Source organism: Cronobacter condimenti 1330 (assembly GCF_001277255.1).
GTDB classification, from domain to species: Bacteria; Pseudomonadota; Gammaproteobacteria; order Enterobacterales; family Enterobacteriaceae; genus Cronobacter; species Cronobacter condimenti.
The window spans coordinates 3,758,718-3,775,531 of the sequence record NZ_CP012264.1 but is presented as its reverse complement, the minus strand read 5'-3'; the positions used below and the strand labels follow the sequence as shown (position 1 = coordinate 3,775,531).

The 16,814-nt window shown below is 54.0% G+C and carries 13 protein-coding genes; 9 read left to right on the top strand and 4 right to left on the bottom strand.

The window, feature by feature from the left end; genetic code table 11:
- The first annotated feature begins 187 nt into the window (after positions 1-187).
- Positions 188-931, top strand: a complete 744-nt coding sequence (gene cysQ, locus AFK62_RS17290; RefSeq protein ID WP_007678753.1) for a 3'(2'),5'-bisphosphate nucleotidase CysQ — start codon at positions 188-190, stop codon at positions 929-931.
- On the opposite strand, the gene AFK62_RS17285 is transcribed toward cysQ, so the two are convergent.
- Complete coding sequence (locus AFK62_RS17285) at positions 921-1,478, bottom strand: YtfJ family protein (RefSeq protein WP_007678739.1); 558 nt, start codon at positions 1,476-1,478, stop codon at positions 921-923. The genes cysQ and AFK62_RS17285 overlap by 11 nt on opposite strands.
- Positions 1,479-1,809: 331 nt before the next feature.
- Here AFK62_RS17285 and AFK62_RS17280 point away from each other — a divergent pair, with 331 nt between their 5' ends.
- The gene (locus tag AFK62_RS17280) at positions 1,810-2,016 is read left to right on the top strand and encodes a DUF1107 domain-containing protein (protein ID WP_007678736.1); all 207 of its coding nucleotides are present in this window, start codon (positions 1,810-1,812) and stop codon (positions 2,014-2,016) included.
- 62 nt (positions 2,017-2,078) lie between these two features.
- Here the strand turns inward: AFK62_RS17280 and AFK62_RS17275 are convergent, their stop codons facing one another.
- The 3 genes from AFK62_RS17275 to msrA form a co-directional block, all read right to left on the bottom strand.
- Complete coding sequence (locus AFK62_RS17275; RefSeq protein ID WP_007678734.1) at positions 2,079-3,410, bottom strand: hemolysin family protein; 1,332 nt, start codon at positions 3,408-3,410, stop codon at positions 2,079-2,081.
- A gap of 199 nt (positions 3,411-3,609) precedes the next feature.
- Positions 3,610-5,025, bottom strand: a complete 1,416-nt coding sequence (locus AFK62_RS17270) for a CBM96 family carbohydrate-binding protein (protein ID WP_053532056.1) — start codon at positions 5,023-5,025, stop codon at positions 3,610-3,612.
- Positions 5,026-5,130: 105 nt separating this feature from the next.
- A complete protein-coding gene (gene msrA / locus AFK62_RS17265) occupies positions 5,131-5,769 on the bottom strand; it encodes a peptide-methionine (S)-S-oxide reductase MsrA (protein WP_007678731.1) in 639 nt (212 codons plus the stop codon).
- A 224-nt stretch (positions 5,770-5,993) separates the two neighbouring features.
- Between msrA and tamA the strand changes: the two genes are divergently transcribed.
- From tamA to AFK62_RS17230, 7 genes are all read left to right on the top strand, one after another.
- Complete coding sequence (tamA, locus tag AFK62_RS17260) at positions 5,994-7,727, top strand: autotransporter assembly complex protein TamA (protein WP_007678730.1); 1,734 nt, start codon at positions 5,994-5,996, stop codon at positions 7,725-7,727.
- Positions 7,724-11,500: an autotransporter assembly complex protein TamB gene (gene tamB, locus AFK62_RS17255; protein WP_007678729.1), complete on the top strand. Its 3,777-nt coding sequence runs from the start codon at positions 7,724-7,726 to the stop codon at positions 11,498-11,500. Before tamA ends, tamB begins: the two co-directional genes overlap by 4 nt.
- 2 nt (positions 11,501-11,502) lie before the next feature.
- Positions 11,503-11,838: a gamma-glutamylcyclotransferase family protein gene (locus AFK62_RS17250; protein ID WP_032984785.1), complete on the top strand. Its 336-nt coding sequence runs from the start codon at positions 11,503-11,505 to the stop codon at positions 11,836-11,838.
- A 426-nt stretch (positions 11,839-12,264) separates the two neighbouring features.
- A complete protein-coding gene (locus AFK62_RS17245) occupies positions 12,265-12,798 on the top strand; it encodes a fimbrial protein (RefSeq protein WP_007678727.1) in 534 nt (177 codons plus the stop codon).
- Between the two features lie 69 nt (positions 12,799-12,867).
- Positions 12,868-13,431, top strand: coding sequence for a fimbrial protein (locus tag AFK62_RS17240; protein ID WP_226991940.1), 564 nt, complete (start codon positions 12,868-12,870; stop codon positions 13,429-13,431).
- 63 nt (positions 13,432-13,494) lie between these two features.
- Positions 13,495-16,005: an outer membrane usher protein gene (locus AFK62_RS17235; RefSeq protein ID WP_081590353.1), complete on the top strand. Its 2,511-nt coding sequence runs from the start codon at positions 13,495-13,497 to the stop codon at positions 16,003-16,005.
- Between the two features lie 40 nt (positions 16,006-16,045).
- Positions 16,046-16,804, top strand: a complete 759-nt coding sequence (locus tag AFK62_RS17230) for a fimbria/pilus periplasmic chaperone (RefSeq protein ID WP_007678714.1) — start codon at positions 16,046-16,048, stop codon at positions 16,802-16,804.
- The last annotated feature ends 10 nt before the right edge of the window (positions 16,805-16,814 follow it).

Sequence of the window (16,814 nt, the reverse complement as noted above, 5' to 3'; positions counted from 1 at the left end):
AAGTTTATGTATGTATCGTTTGTTGCTTACAAAAATGTGAATCCTGCCAGAAAAAGTGGCAGGGAAACCGGAATCGCTTCACAGATAGCGGAACCCGGCGCAATGCGATATAAAAATCATATCGATAAAACAAGGTGTTAAATCCGCAGCCGGGACGGACTGCGAAACGAGAAAGAGGTGGATGACAATGTTAGAACAGATTTGCCAACTGGCGCGCGACGCAGGCGACGCCATCATGGAAGTCTACGAGGGTCACAAGCCGCTGGAAGCCACCCAAAAGGTTGATGATTCGCCGGTGACGGCGGCGGATATCGCAGCGCACGCGGTGATTGTCGCCGGGCTGAAAGCGCTGACGCCGCAGGTGCCGGTGTTGTCTGAAGAAGATCCGCCTGCCTGGGAGGAGCGCCAGCACTGGCAGCGCTACTGGCTGGTGGATCCGCTTGATGGCACCAAAGAGTTCCTCAAACGCAACGGCGAATTTACGGTGAATATCGCCCTTATCGAAGACGGCAAGCCGGTGCTTGGCGTGGTCTACGCGCCGGTACTGAAGGTGATGTACAGTGCCGCCGAAGGCAAAGCGTGGAAAGAAGAGTGCGGTGTGCGCAAGCAGATTCAGGTACGTGATGTGCGCCCGCCCCGGGTGGTGATAAGCCGCTCTCACGGCAATAACGCGGAACTGAAGGATTATCTACAGCAGCTTGGTGAGCATCAGACCACGTCTATCGGCTCGTCGCTGAAATTCTGTCTGGTGGCGGAAGGTGAAGCGCAGCTCTATCCGCGTTTTGGGCCGACCTGCACGTGGGATACCGCAGCCGGTCACGCCGTAGCGGTCGCCGCCGGGGCGCAGGTTCACGACTGGCAGGGCAAAACGCTGGATTACACGCCCCGTGAATCGTTCCTGAACCCCAGCTTCCGTGTCTCTATTTACTGAGTAACTGCTGCAGCAGGCTAATGACCTGCTGCACTTCTTCCTGCGTCAGGCCGCCGTCTTTCGCGAACTTCACACGCCCGTCTTTATCCAGCACGACAATCGCTGAGCTTTCTGACTCCAGCTGCCAGGCTTTTTGCGCAACCCCATTGCTGTCGACAATAAACTGCGACCAGGGATACTGCTGTTTATTGGTCTCAATGCTGTGACGAACAAACATGCCGGTGCCGGGAATCGCGTCATCGCTGTTGACCACGGTGGTGGTCTGGTAACGGTCATGCGGGAATTTCGCGGCTTTTATTGCTTCAATCAGCCCCGCGTTTTTCTCTTTAGCCGAGGTTCGGCCCGCAATATGTTGCAGCACTCGCACTTTTCCAGGTAACTGCGCGCTGTTCCAGTTTTTGTAGCTAAACTGATCTTTATCCAGCATCAGTTCGCCTTTGTCGTTAATGCCGACCGGTGGGACGCGCTCATTTTCTTTGAAGTTATGTGCCGAGGCCATCAGCGGCAGCAGCAGGCAACTCAGCGCCAGCATTCCGCGCAGGGTCATAGGTGACTCCTTCTTCTTGTCATTTGCAGGTGATCGGACCACTTGGGTCCATTGCTTTTTAGCTTAATTGTTAATTTTCTGTTTTCACGCAACCAGAGTGCCAGTTTGCGGGCGAACGCACAGAACCCGTTAAAAAATGTGGCATTCTCCTGCGCTCTTTAGAGTTTTGAAAAGAAAATTCTGAAAGAGTGTAATAAAAGCGTAAATAAAGTCAGGCAGAGTGGGTGCTCCCGACGTTCTGGTCTATAGTCATCTGGCAACAAATTTTGCGCCTTAATCATGCTGGTCCAAATGTGGAACCGCAGGGCGTAATCTTCAGCAGGAGAGAACAATGAAAATTTTCCAACGTTACAACCCGCTTCAGGTGGCGAAGTACGTGAAGATCCTGTTTCGTGGACGGTTGTATATCAAGGATGTTGGCGCTTTTGAGTTTGATAAAGGCAAAATCCTCGTCCCGAAAGTGAAGGACAAACAACACTACTCCGTGATGTCCGAAGTGAACCGTCAGGTCATGCGTCTCCAGACCGATCTGGCCTGATATCGCGTTGTGCGTATGCAGTAAGACAAACGGCCCCGATGGGGCCGTTAGTGTTTTGAGGCTCAGGCGGCGTTCTGCTCGTCAGGCAATTTAGGGGTCAGCACGCCCGGCTTGTTGTCGATACGCGTCACCAGAAGCTGATCGATGCGGTAATTATCGATATCCACCACTTCAAACTTATACCCGGAGAACTTCACCGAATCGGTACGTTTCGGGATTTTTCGCAGCATAAACATCATAAAGCCGCCGATGGTTTCGTAGTTGCCGGATTGCGGAAACTCGTCGATATCCAGCACGCGCATTACATCATCAATCGGCGTGCCGCCGTCGATAAGCCAGGAGTTTTCGTCGCGTGCGACGATCTGCTCTTCCAGCCCCTGACCGACCAGGTCGCCCATCAGCGTGGTCATCACGTCGTTTAACGTGATAAGGCCCACCACCAGCGCATATTCGTTCATGATAACGGCGAAGTCTTCGCCCGCCGTTTTGAAGCTTTCCAGCGCCTCGGAAAGTGTCAGGGTGTCCGGCACGATAAGCGTGTTGCGGATCTGCACACCGCTGTTGAGCGCAAGACTCTGATTGCCCAGCACCCGGTTCAGCAGTTCTTTGGAATCGACGTAACCGACGATGTGGTCGATATCCTGATTACACACCAGGAATTTCGAGTGCGGGTGATCGGCGATTTTCTGCTTCAGGCTGTGCTCATCTTCATGCAAATCGAACCAGACGATGTTTTCACGTGAGGTCATGGAAGAGGGCACCGTACGTGACTCCAGCTCAAACACGTTTTCAATAAGTTCATGCTCTTGCTTACGCAGTACGCCCGCGAGCGCGCCGGCTTCCACGACTGCGTAAATATCGTCAGAGGTGATGTCGTCTTTGCGCACCATCGGCAATTTGAAAATGCGGAAAATCACGTTCGCCATGCCGTTAAAGAACCATACCAGCGGGCGGAAAATGAACAGACAGAAGCGCATCGGGTTGATGATACGCAAAGCCACGGCTTCAGGCGCAATCATACCGATGCGTTTCGGGGTCAGGTCGGCAAAGAGGATGAACAGACTGGTCACGACCGTAAAGGAAATAATAAAACTGACCTGCTCGGCGATTTCAGGAGAGACGAACCGCACCAGTAGCGAATAGAACGCCGGAGAAAACGCCGCATCGCCGACGATACCGCCAAGAATGGCGACGGCGTTCAGGCCAATCTGCACCACGGTAAAGAACATACCGGGGTTTTCCTGCATTTTCAGCACCCGTTGGGCGTTGATGTTGCCTTCATCGGCCAGCAGCTTGAGTTTGATTTTACGGGAGGCGGCAAGCGAGATCTCGGAAAGCGAGAAAAAGGAGCTTACGCCTATGAGACAAAGTATCAGTAAAATACTGTTTAACATATCTTATCCAGCCATGGCCGGATCCTCGGAAGGGAAGTTGATTATCGTGTGAAAACACTGTGATTGCCTGCCCGTAGAGAAGGAGGCCTGCAAATTCAAAGGGTAGTATAGCGTAAGCCCCAGCGGGGCTGCCAGAGGGTTGCGCAACGCGTGAAGAAAGCGCCCGCCGCAGATAAAAAACCGCGGCGGGGTCACGGCATCAGATTTCGGGTGTGGTTTTGAAACCTACCAGCATCAGCAACAGATTTTCTTTCGTTCCCGCCGGGCTAAAGCTGTAATTATTGCCCTGACGGTCGCCGCCGATATACCACGCGATTTCCGTTTTACCGGCTGCCAGCGCGGCCCGTACGGCTTTATCCACATCAACGTAGCGATAGATCCTCTCTTTATCGAGATAGAGTACGCCATCGGATTTGTAATTACATGCCGGGCGATTATTCCAGTTCACCTGGTGTTCGTCCCACTTTGTATCGGTCGGGTAAAAGAAAATCTGATCGGCGCCTTGCGCGTTTTTTCCGCCATAAATGCGGATTTTATATTTAAACAGCGCCGCATCGGCTTCGGAGTAGCCCGCCGGAAGGGGCGGAATCGCAAATTTCACCAGCGACATCATTTCTGTATTGGCGGTACGCCCGCCGTTGCGCCAGTCATCCTGCACCTGCAACAGGGGTTCATCGCCAAAATTGCGCTGCGGCTCGGCGCTGCTGACCCATGTATCTGCGCTGGCCTTTGTGTAACTGAACGGAATATTGGTGCCGCAGTCCATGTTGTTGTTCATACACTCCTGCGTCATAAATTGCGCCGATTCCACAGGCCAGCCATTCATGAAATCGCCGTGCGCAGTGTAAATGCTGCCCCATTTTTCAGTGCGCGTTTCGCCATCCATAACAGGATCCATCGATAGCGCGATTTTTGCGGTATCCAGCGTGGTGATTTGCGGCAATACCCAGGCGACGTTCATGTTAACTGTCGGGATTTTCACCGGGAATGTCGCCGGACAGGCGCCTTCGTCGCTGGAATAAGTGGCGTTCATCCGCCCACGTACCGGTTTGAGGTTTATGCCATCCCAGCAGTTGGGAAACTGAATGCCGATGTTAAATTGCACCGCATCGCCTTTCTGGCGCAGGCCGCAAACTTCGCCCGCTGTGTTGGTATAGCCTTTGCCATTGCCGCACAGAAATGTGATGCGTCGGTTGGGTGCGCTGCCGTGGTGATCGCCTGCCAGCAGTTCCAGCCCGGGAGGGAAGGGCGTGAGTGGGTACTTATCAACGTTCGTGCTTTGATAGTAGGTTTTCTGATAAGCGGGCTGCACGATTTGTCCATCGGGCAGCTTCATGGTGGGCGCCCACCAGGCGGAGCTGTCCGCTTTATTATTGCAGGTGGTTTCAGGCAGGTTTCGCAGCCGCTCGTAGGCGGAATAGGCGTCGGTATGGGTGTTGCCGAAAAAGTCATGGAGCATGGCATGGTTCGGCATGCCGTACATCATGATGGCGTCATCACCAGCGGTATGGTGATAAGCGCACACCACGTCCGCCTGGGGCCCTGCCCAGGCGGGAAGGGCGCACAGGCCAGTCAAAACAGGGATAAACGCGCGTAACAGTGTCGTCGATTTCATGGTGGTTCTCCGCAGCCAGGTTCGGTTGAGGGATACCATGTTCGTGCCGTTTACCGCCTCTCATCACTTATCAAAAAAGCTGATAAAACGTGGTGTGATAAAAAGTTAGGCCTCGGGCGGCAGACAGACGCCGATGCCGCCGATGCCGCAATAGCCATACGGGTTTTTGTGCAGATACTGCTGGTGTTCGTCTTCGGCGTAATAGAACGGCGTGGCCGGGACGATTTCAGTGGTGATATGGCGATAGTCGCCCGCCGCCTCCATCGCCGCGCGAAAACGCGCCAGGCTCGCCTGTGCGGCGGCCTCCTGTTCCGGCGTCAGCGGATAGATAGCCGAGCGGTATTGCGTGCCGACATCGTTGCCCTGACGCATCCCCTGGGCCGGATCGTGGTTTTCCCAGAATACCTGCAACAGCTGCTCGTAGCTTATTACCTTCGGGTCATACACGATGCGCACTGCTTCGGCGTGGCCGGTCTGGCCGCTACACACTTCACGGTAGGTTGGGTTTGGCGTATAGCCGCCGGTGTAGCCCGCGGCCGTGCTATAAACGCCTGGCAGTGACCAGAACAGGCGTTCGACGCCCCAGAAACAGCCCATGGCAAACATGGCGACTTCCATGCCCTCCGGCACGTTGGTCATTGAGTGGCCCGTCACGGTATGTAACGATGCCACCGGCATCCGGGTGTTGCGCCCCGGTAAAGCTTCTTCCTGGGTAATCATCTGTTTCTTATCAAAAAAACTCATAGCGCCGGCCTCCTGAGAAATGTTGAGCGCGCAAATTTTCGCCTGCGGTTGTCACGAAGCGGCTCTTTGCCCACAATAAACCTTTTAAATGCGACTAAATTAAACATAAGAAATATTTGGCTGATCGTCTTTTTTTCAACTCCATTTACCGGAGTTTTGTCATGCCGCGGAGCGGCGAGAAGTTTCCTTCCAGGGGTGGGAATAAGGGATATTCAGGAGAAAACGTGCCACAAATCCGTAACTTGTGCTGGGCCACGCTGCTGATGGCGAGCGCCTCCACTGCCGCGCCCGTCCGTCTGCAGGTAGAAGGGTTAACCGGTGCGCTGCAAAAAAATGTCCGCGCCCAGCTTTCCACCATTCAGGTTGATGAAGTCACGCCGGACCGCCGCTTTCGCGCCCGCGTCGATGACGCTATCCGCAACGGCCTGAAAGCGCTGGGTTATTATGAACCCACCATCGATTTTGAACTGCGCGAGCCGCCGCCGGGTGGTCGTCGCCAGGTGCTGCTGGCGCACGTTAATCCGGGCGAACCGGTGCGCATTGCCGCAACGGATGTGATCCTGCGCGGTGGGGCGCGCGACGACCGCGCCTATCTGGATCTTTTAAAGAAGCGTCCTGCCATCGGTACGGTGCTGAACCATCACGATTACGACAGCTTCAAAAAAGGCCTTACCAGCGTGGCGCTGCGCCGGGGCTATTTCGACAGCGAATACAAAAAAAGCCAGCTCGGCGTGTCGGTAGAACGCCGCCAGGCCTTCTGGGATATTGATTATGACAGCGGCCCCCGCTATCGCTTTGGCGATGTCACGTTCTCAGGCTCGCAAATTCGCGAAGAGTACCTGCAAAACCTCGTGCCGTTTAAAAAAGGTGATTATTACCAGTCCAGCGATGTGGCGGAGCTGAGCCGTCGTCTCTCCGCGACCGGCTGGTTTAATTCCGTCGTTGTGGCGCCGGAGTTTGAAAAATCCCGCCAGACGAAAGTACTGCCGCTGCGCGGTGTGGTGTCGCCGCGCATTAAAAATACCGTCGAGCTGGGGGCGGGCTATTCCACCGATGTCGGCCCACGCCTGAAAGCAAACTGGCGCAAGCCGTGGATCAACTCCTACGGCCATAGCCTGACCACCTCGACCAGTATCTCAGCACCGGAGCAACAGCTCGACTTCAGCTATAAAATGCCGCTGCTGAAGAACCCGCTTGAGCAATATTATCTGGTGCAGGGCGGCTTTAAGCGTACCGATCTCAACGATACCGAAGCCGATTCCACAACACTTGCCGTGTCACGCTACTGGGATCTCTCCAGCGGCTGGCAGCGCGCGATTAACCTGCGCTGGAGCCTTGATCACTTTACGCAGGCCAATGTCACCCATACCACCATGCTGCTCTACCCCGGCGTGATGTTGAGCCGCACCCGTTCTCGCGGCGGCCTGATGCCGACGTGGGGGGATTCGCAGCGCTATTCCATCGACTATTCCGACACCGCCTGGGGCTCGGACGTCGATTTCGTCGTTCTGCAGGCGCAAAACGTCTGGATACGCACGCTCTATGACCGCCACCGTTTTGTGGCGCGTGGCAACCTGGGCTGGATAGAAACCAACGATTTCGAGCGCGTGCCGCCGGATCTGCGCTTCTTCGCGGGCGGCGACCGCAGCATTCGGGGTTATAAATACAAATCGATTTCGCCAAAAGATGACGATGGCAAGCTGACCGGGGCTTCAAAACTGGCGACCGGCTCGCTGGAATACCAGTACAACGTGACCGGAAAATGGTGGGGCGCGGTGTTTGTGGATTCTGGCGAAGCGGTCAACGACATCAAACAAAGCAATTTCAAAACCGGCGCGGGTGTTGGGGTGCGCTGGCAGTCGCCGGTAGGCCCGATAAAGCTCGATTTCGCGGTGCCGGTGGGCGACAAAGAGGAACATGGTTTGCAGTTTTACATCGGTCTGGGGCCTGAATTATGAGTCGTGTAAGAAAGATCAGCCTCGCCGTACTGGCCGTTGTCGTGCTGCTTATTGCAACCGTAGGGTTTCTGGTGGGCACGACATCAGGTTTGCATCTGCTTTTCAATGCCGCCAACCGCTGGGTGCCTGGGCTTGATATCGGCCACGTCACCGGCGGCTGGCGTGATTTGACGATTAAATCGCTGCGCTACCAGCAGCCTGGCGTTGATGTTAACGCGGGCGAAATTCACCTTTCCGTTAAGCTTGCATGCCTTCGTGACAGCAGCCTGTGCGTGAATGATTTTTCACTGAAAGATATCAACGTGGTGGTGGATACCAAAAAAATGCCGCCTGCCGCGAAAGTGGAAGAAGAAGAGAGCGGGCCGCTCGATCTCTCGACGCCATACCCGGTGGCGCTAAGCCGGGTGGCGCTGCACAACGTGAATATTAAAATCGACGACACGCTAGTGTCAGTGATGGATTTCAGTTCAGGACTCGCCTGGGAGAGCCGCAACCTGACGCTGAAGCCAACGTCATTGCAGGGATTGCTGATTGCCCTGCCTAAGGCGGCGGAAGTCGCGCAGGAAGAAGTGGTGGAGCCGAAGGTCAACAACCCGCAGTCGCAGGAGAAGCCACTTGGCGAGACGCTGCGCGACCTCTTCTCGAAACCGGTGCTGCCGGAAATGGCCGATGTGCATCTGCCGCTCAACCTGACGGTAGAAAATTTTCATGGCGAACAGCTACGGCTGACCGGCGATACCGATATCACCGTGAGCAATCTGCTGGTAAAAATCAGCAGCGTCGATGGGGTAACCAGACTCGACACGCTGGATATTGATTCAAACCAGGGCACCGTGAACGCAACCGGTCGCGCGGAACTGCGCAACAACTGGCCGGTTGATATCACGCTTAACAGTACGCTAAACGTAGAGCCGCTGAAGGGTGAGAAGGTGAAACTCAAAGTGGGCGGCGCGCTGCGTGAGCAACTGGAGTTTGGCGTTAATCTTTCCGGCCCGGTAGATGTGGTGCTGCGTGGGCAGACGAAGCTTGCCGAAGCCGGGCTGCCGCTGAATCTCGATATCACAAGTGAACAGCTTTACTGGCCGCTCACCGGGCCGCGCCAGTATCAGGCTGATGATCTGAAGCTCAAGTTAACCGGCAAGATGACCGACTACGCGCTGTCGTTCCGCACGGCGGTGAAGGGCGATCAGGTGCCGCCTGCCACCATCACGCTTGACGGCAAGGGCAATGAGCAGCAGATCAACATCGATAAGCTTGATGTGGCCGCGCTGGAAGGGCATACCACGCTGACGGCGCTGCTCGACTGGCAGCAGGCCATTAGCTGGCGCGGCGAACTGGCGCTTAAAGGCATTAACACAGCGAAACAGTACCCGGAATGGCCATCAAAGCTGGACGGGCTGATGAAGCTTCGTGGGAGCCTTTACGGCGGCACGTGGCAGCTTGATGTGCCAGAGCTTAAGCTCGCGGGCAACGTTAAGCAGAACAAGGTGAACGTTGAGGGCAAGCTTAAGGGCAACAGCTATCTTCAGTGGACGATCCCCGGCCTGCATCTGGAGCTTGGACGCAACAAAGCCGACGTGAAAGGCGATCTGGGCGTGAAGGACCTGGCGCTTGACGCGACGATTGACGCTCCGGCGCTCGATAACGCGTTGCCGGGGCTCGGCGGGACGGCGAAAGGGCTGGTGAAAATCCGCGGTAACGTGGAGGCACCGGAGCTTAACGCGGATGTCACCGCCCGTAACCTGCGCTGGCAGGCGCTTTCCATCGCCCAGGTGCGCCTGCTCGGCGATATAAAATCGACCGATCAGATAGGTGGCACGCTGAACCTGCGCGTTGAGCGGCTCACGCAGGCGGATCTCAATCTGCGCTTGATCACGCTTGAGGCGAAAGGCAACGAGAAGTCACACCAGATGGCGCTGCGTGTACAGGGCGAGCCGGTTTCCGGCCAGCTTGATCTGCGCGGCAGTTTTGACAGGCAGGCGATGCGCTGGCGCGGCGAGATAGACAACACTCGCTTCGCCACACCGGTCGGCCCATGGACGCTGAACCGCGCACTGACGTTGGATTATCGCGGCCAGGAGCAGAAAATCGCCATCGGCCCGCACTGCTGGCGCAACCCAAACGCCGAACTTTGCGTGCCGCAAACGATCGACGCGGGCGCCAGCGGGCGGGCGCAGGTCAATCTGAACCGCTTTGATCTGGCGATGATTAAACCCTTTATGCCCGAAGAGACGCAGGCGAGCGGGCTCTTTACAGGCAAAGCGGATGTTAGCTGGGATACGACGAAAGAAGGTCTGCCGCAGGGACAAGTACAGCTGGCCGGGCGCGGCGTGCGCGTGACGCAACTGGTCAACGGCAACCCGTTGCTGGTGGCGTTCGACACGCTGAACCTGAACGCAGAGCTTCGTAATAACCGTGCGCGGCTCAACTGGCTGATTCGTCTGGCCAATAACGGCCAGTTTGACGGCGATATTCAGGTGGCGGACCCGCAGGAACGCCGCACACTTTCCGGCAACGTGAATATTCGCAATTTCTCGCTGGCGATAGCCAACCCGGTCTTTTCGCGCGGCGAGAAAGCGGCGGGTATTCTGAGCGCGAATCTGCGCCTTGGCGGCAACGCCCGCCAGCCTCAGCTATTCGGGCAAATGCAGCTTAACGGTGTTGATATCGAAGGCAACTTTATGCCGTTCGACATGCAGCCGAGCCAGCTGGCAATGAATTTCAACGGAATGAGTTCAACACTCCAGGGCGTGGTGCGCACGAAACAGGGCGAAATCGCACTTAACGGCAACGCGGACTGGAGCCAGCTTGATAACTGGCGCGCCCGCGTCGCCGCACGTGGCAGCCGGGTGCGGGTCACCGTGCCGCCGATGGTGCGGCTCGACGTGTCGCCAGATGTGGTGCTGGAAGCCACCCCGAGCCTCATTACGCTTGATGGGCGTGTCGATGTGCCGTGGGCGCGCATTGTGGTGCAAGACCTGCCAGAAAGCGCGGTGGGCGTCTCCAGCGATGAAGTTCTGCTCGATGAAAATCTGAAACCGGAAGAAGCGCAGCGCGCGTCGATCCCAATTAATAGTAATCTTATCGTTCATGTTGGGAACAATGTGCGGATAGCTGCTTTTGGGCTGAAGGCGCGCCTGACTGGCGATCTAAAAGTTGCGCAGGATAAACAGGGGCTGGGCCTGAACGGGCAAATCAATATTCCGGAAGGGCGTTTTCACGCCTACGGTCAGGATCTGCTGGTACGTAAAGGTGAGCTGCTGTTCTCCGGCCCGCCTGACAGACCGCTGCTTAATATCGAGGCGATCCGCAATCCTGAGGCAACCGAGAACGACGTAATTGCCGGCGTCCGTGTGACTGGCGAGACGGATGAGCCGAAAGTTGAGGTCTTCTCTGACCCGGCGATGTCGCAGCAGGAGGCGCTCTCTTATCTCCTGCGTGGGCAGGGTCTGGAGAGTGGTCAGAGCGACAGCGATGCGATGACCTCAATGCTTATTGGTCTGGGGGTTGCACAAAGTGGTCAGGTTGTGGGTAAAATCGGCGAGACGTTTGGCGTAAGCAATCTGGCGCTGGACACCGAAGGGGTAGGGGATTCTTCCCAGGTGGTGGTCAGTGGCTATGTACTGCCGGGTCTCCAGGTGAAATACGGCGTGGGCATTTTTGACTCGCTGGCGACGCTCACGCTAAGGTATCGCCTGATGCCTAAGCTATATCTGGAAGCGGTGTCTGGCGTAGATCAGGCACTTGATGTGCTCTATCAGTTTGAGTTTTAGCAATGCGAATATTTGTCTACGGCAGTTTACGGCGCAAACAAGGTAACAGCCACTGGATGACCAACGCCCAGTGGCTGGGCGATTACGACATCGAAAACTACCAGCTTTTTAGTCTGGGGCACTACCCTGGCGCCGTGCCGGGCGAAGGCTCGGTAGTGGGCGAGGTTTATCGCATCGACGCATCCACCCTGGCGGAACTGGACGCGCTGCGCACCGCGCGCGGCGAGTATAAACGCCAGCTCATTCAGACGCCGTACGGCAGCGCCTGGATGTATGTCTACCAGCGTTCTACCGAAGGGCTTACCCGCATTGAGAGCGGGAACTGGCTCGACAGGTAATCTCTTTATCCTGTGAAAACCACGCTTCGGCGTGGTTTTTTATTGTCTTGAGTTTCATTAAACCTGTTTTTTAATAAACGTTAATTGACGCTTTTATAAGGAGCATGTTGCAAAACATATCAATTGTGTCGTAAATAAATAGATGTCTGGAGGTCCCGATAATAAGGGGGGAGTAAGGCATAGTCATGGCGTTTAAAAATATTTTTTATTTTAATTTCAATGAAGTAACTTCTCGTTTAATTAGTGGATTCATCTCTTCTTTTTTTAGAATTTATATTCCTTGATGTCACCAGTTCTGAAACATAAAATTCTCTCGAACCCACAGGATGGTAAATATAAAGTGCGCCATATATTTATATGGTGAATTTTATATAAGCCAAGTGGATCCTTTTTTAAGGAATTCTTTATTTTACTCAAGGAAAAAACATGAAATTCAGCAAAGTTTCTCTGGCTGCGGCAATGGGCCTGATTCTGGCAACCGGCATGGCTAACGCGAAAGATCAGGGTCACGGTAAAGTTACTTTTACGGGTTCTATCATTGATGCGCCGTGCTCAATTAACCCAGACAGCGTTGATCAGACCGTTAGCATGGGCCAGATTTCTAACGTTGCGCTGAAAGCAAATGGTAACACTGGTACTTCTGTACCGCGTAACTTCGAAATCAAGCTGGAAAACTGCGATGTTTCCACGCTGAAAACCGTGAAAACGACTTTCACTGGCGCAGAAGGTGCAGCTGATGGTTCTCTGGGCATCACCGGTACGGCGAAAGGCGCGAGCCTGATCCTGACCAACGGTGACGGCGAACAAATCAAGCTGGGTGAAGCCTCACAAGCGCATCAGCTGCAGGAAGGCAACAACACCCTGCTGTTCTCTGCTTACCTGCAGGGCGATGGTGCGTCTGCCACTGTAACCCCAGGTGATTTCACTGCTGTTGCTGACTTTACTCTTGCTTATCAGTAATACAGCTTTTTAGGCAGCATACGCCCGCTGCGGCGGGCGTATGATTTTTCGCTTTCAGAGATGGAGCTCATGACAAGACTTACGCATTGTGCGATAGCGTTAACAATGGTGTTAGCGAGCGGAGCCGTGCGGGCATCACTGCAGAATGCCAACCCTGCATCAGAATTTGATCTCGGATTGACAGGGCGGGTCAGTATGCAAGGCGCGATTGTTTCAAAAGCCTGCGATATCGCGATGGAAAGTCGTTATCAGTCCATCAAAATGCCTGACGATACGGTAGGTATTATGAAACGTACCGGGGAAGGAATAACAAAACCCTTTTCCATACATCTGGTTAATTGCACCTTTGATAATGGTGATCCTGACAGTGCGCCGTGGCATTTTTTACAAGTCACGTTCGATGGAGCAAATGATGAAGGGTTATTTGCAGTTACCGGTGAAGCAAAAGGCGTAGCGCTTGAGATTGCCAGTAAAAATGGCGAACAGATATACCCAGGCAAACCCCAATCTTATACAGAAATATCCACGGACGATATTCGACTGGATTACACGTTACGTTTGAAAGCTAATCATGAGGATTTGCGTCCTGGTGGTTATTCTTCAGTAATCAAATACCGCATTGATTATTTTTGAATATTGCTTTTTCCAAATAATTTTTTCAATGAAAGAGATTGCCCGTAAACAGGCAAAAGGGATATGGCCAGACTACATAATAAACAAGCCACCATGTCGAAACTGGTGATGCCATCAGCATTGGCTTTATGCATCTGCGCGTGTTTACGGACTCCCGCGATGGCGGCGGATGATATCCAGTTTAATACTGATGTATTAGACGTAAAAGATAAGCAAAATATCGATCTGAGTCGTTTCTCAAAGCGCGGCTATATTATGCCGGGCACTTACGATTTTAAAATAAAAATAAATCAAAACGAACTGGAAGAACAATCGGTCAATGTGTTTGCTGCCGAAAATGATAAAAGCCAGTCGATAGTTTGTTTTACGCCGGAGCAGGTAAAAAAATTCGGTTTTAAAGAAAAATTTTTGCCGCAGTTTAAAAGCTGGCATAACGGCGAGTGTATAGACGTGACGGCGTTGAACGGTGTGGAAGTCACGCCGGATCTCGGCAGCAACACGCTCACGTTAAACGTGCCGCAGGCATACCTGGAATATACGTCAGACGACTGGGTGCCGCCGTCCATGTGGGATGACGGTATACCGGGTGTGCTGGCGGATTACAACGTCAACGCACAAGCACGTCATAACGAAGGACGTCATGGCGGTGACGATAATTCGGTTTCCGGTAATGGTACGGTCGGTTTTAACGCGGGTCCATGGCGCGCGCGCGCGGACTGGCAAGCCAATTATGATAATCATGATGAGAATAGCGGTGGCCAGAAAAAGTGGACATGGAGCCGCTTTCAGATGTATCGCGCGCTGCCAAAAATGGGCGCGAAGCTGACTGTCGGCGAAGACTACATGAATTCCGACATGTTCGACAGCGTGCGCTTCACCGGGGCAAGTCTGGTGTCGGACGATAATATGCTGCCACCAAACCTGCGTGGTTATGCGCCGCAGGTCACGGGTGTTGCGAAAACTAACGCCAAAGTGACGATTTCGCAGCAGGGCCGCGTAGTTTATGAAACACAGGTCGCGGCGGGGCCGTTTGCGATTCAGGATTTGAATAACTCAGTATCTGGCGCACTGGATGTACGCGTTCAGGAACAGGACGGTTCGGTGCAGGAATATAAGGTGAATACCGCTTCGATCCCTTACCTGACGCGCCCGGGTAGCGTGCGTTACAAAATGTATGCCGGTCGACCAAGCACGTACGATCACAAAAGCGAAGGCAACGGTTTTGGTTCTGGTGAATTTTCCTGGGGGATCAGTAACGGCTGGTCTCTCTATGGTGGTCTGGTGGCGAGCCGTAATTATCTCGCAACGGCGTTGGGTGTAGGTCGTGACCTTATGGCGCTGGGCGCGCTGGCATTCGACATCACTCGTTCCAGCGCGACGCTAAATAATGGCGACGATCGTCATGGTCAGTCTTACCGCGTGAGTTATTCGAAACGGTTCGATGAAACCGGAAGCCAGGTGACGTTCGCAGGCTATCGATTCTCTGAAAAAGACTTTATGAGCTTTAACGATTATCTGAATCACAGCGCAGATAATGGCGATTTTATGCAAAGCAAGGAGATGTATACCGTCACCTTCAACCAGCAGTTTGAAAGTCTGGGGCTGAGCGCGTACCTGAACTATTCGCATCAGACCTACTGGAATAATCCGGCGGAAGATCGCTACAGCCTGTCGCTGTCCCGGTATTTTGACATCGGTAAATGGAAAAACATTAGCGCGTCACTGACGGCGTACCGTAACAAATTTAATGGTGAGAAAGACGATGGAATGTATATGTCGCTTTCTGTACCGATGGGCGATTCCGGCACGCTTGGACTCAACTCGTCATATAGCGCTGATGCCAATAGCCATAACCTGAGCTACTACAACCGTCTCGACAATGGCGACAACTATCGCCTTGCCGCAGGCGGCAGCAATGACGGTGGCAACCTGAGCGGCTATTACGATCATCTGGGCAATTTGGCAGAAGTGAGCGGGAATGTTGACTATCAGCACAGCCAGTACAGCTCGGCAGGTCTGTCGCTTCGCGGCGGCATGACGGCCACGGCCAAAGGCGCGGCGTTGCATCGCACCAATGTGATGGGCGGAACGCGCGTATTGCTGGATACCGGCGATGCGGCGGACATTCCAGTACAGGGCTATGCCGGTGCAACCACGACCAACCATTTTGGTAAAGCCGTGGTGACAGATGTCAGTAATTACAGCAAAAACAGCCTGAGTATTGATATCAACCGACTGCCGGAGAATGCCGAGGCGTCTGCCTCTGTCGTGCAGGCGACGCTGACCGAAGGGGCGATAGGGTATCGTAAATTTAACGTTATTTCCGGGCTTAAGGCGATGGCCATACTTCGTCTGGCAGACGGTACCTTCCCGCCATTTGGTGCCAGCGTGCGTAACGAGGAAAACCAGGAGGTGGGCATCGTCAACGACGATGGCCAGGCGTACCTGAGCGGCCTTAAGCCGGGCCACAAATTACAGGTGAGCTGGAACGGTGAAACGCAATGCGCGGTCACGGTGCCGGAAAATCTGCAAGGAACGAGCGAGAACGGAAATCTGCTACTGCCGTGCCGTTAAGACACGGTGAGAATTGATTAACTAAACCAGGTCTTTGAACATGTTAACGATGAATAAAACGGTTTTCGCTGCCGCGCTAACGCTTACCAGCATAATAGCTTCCCAACAGGCATTTGCGGCAATCGCGCTTGATCGCACCCGCGTGGTCTATAACGGCGATGAGAAATCTATCAGCCTGAGTATCAGCAACGAAAACAAACATTTGCCTTATCTTGCGCAGGCGTGGATTGAAGATGCGCAGGGCAACAAAATTACTGCACCACTGAATGTCCTGCCGCCAGTGCAACGCGTTGAGGCGGGGGCGAAAAGTCAGGTGAAAGTGCAGGCTTCTGCTGCAACAGCCTCTCTGCCACAGGACAGGGAAACCTTGTTCTATTTTAACCTGCGCGAAATTCCGCCGCGCAGCAATAAACCGAACACACTGCAAATTGCATTGCAGACGCGTATCAAATTGTTTTACCGACCTGCTGCCATTGCGCTTGATAAAACCCAGGCAGCGGAAGGCGACTGGGCGGAAAAAATCACCCTGACGCGCCAGGGGGATAAATATTTGGTGAATAATCCGACGCCCTATTTCATGACCATTGTTGAAGGCACGGCAGGTGTAAAAGGGAAACCGGTGAACTTTGAACCGCTCATGGTGGGTCCGAAATCCAGCGCGGCGATTGAAGCATCTGCATCTGCATTTGGCACGAGTCCAGTACTGTCATATGTGAATGATTACGGCGGTCGCCCTCATATTCAATTCAGTTGCAACGGGGCGACTTGCACAGCGAAGTTGCTGAAAGAGAAACGCTAAGCAACAACGT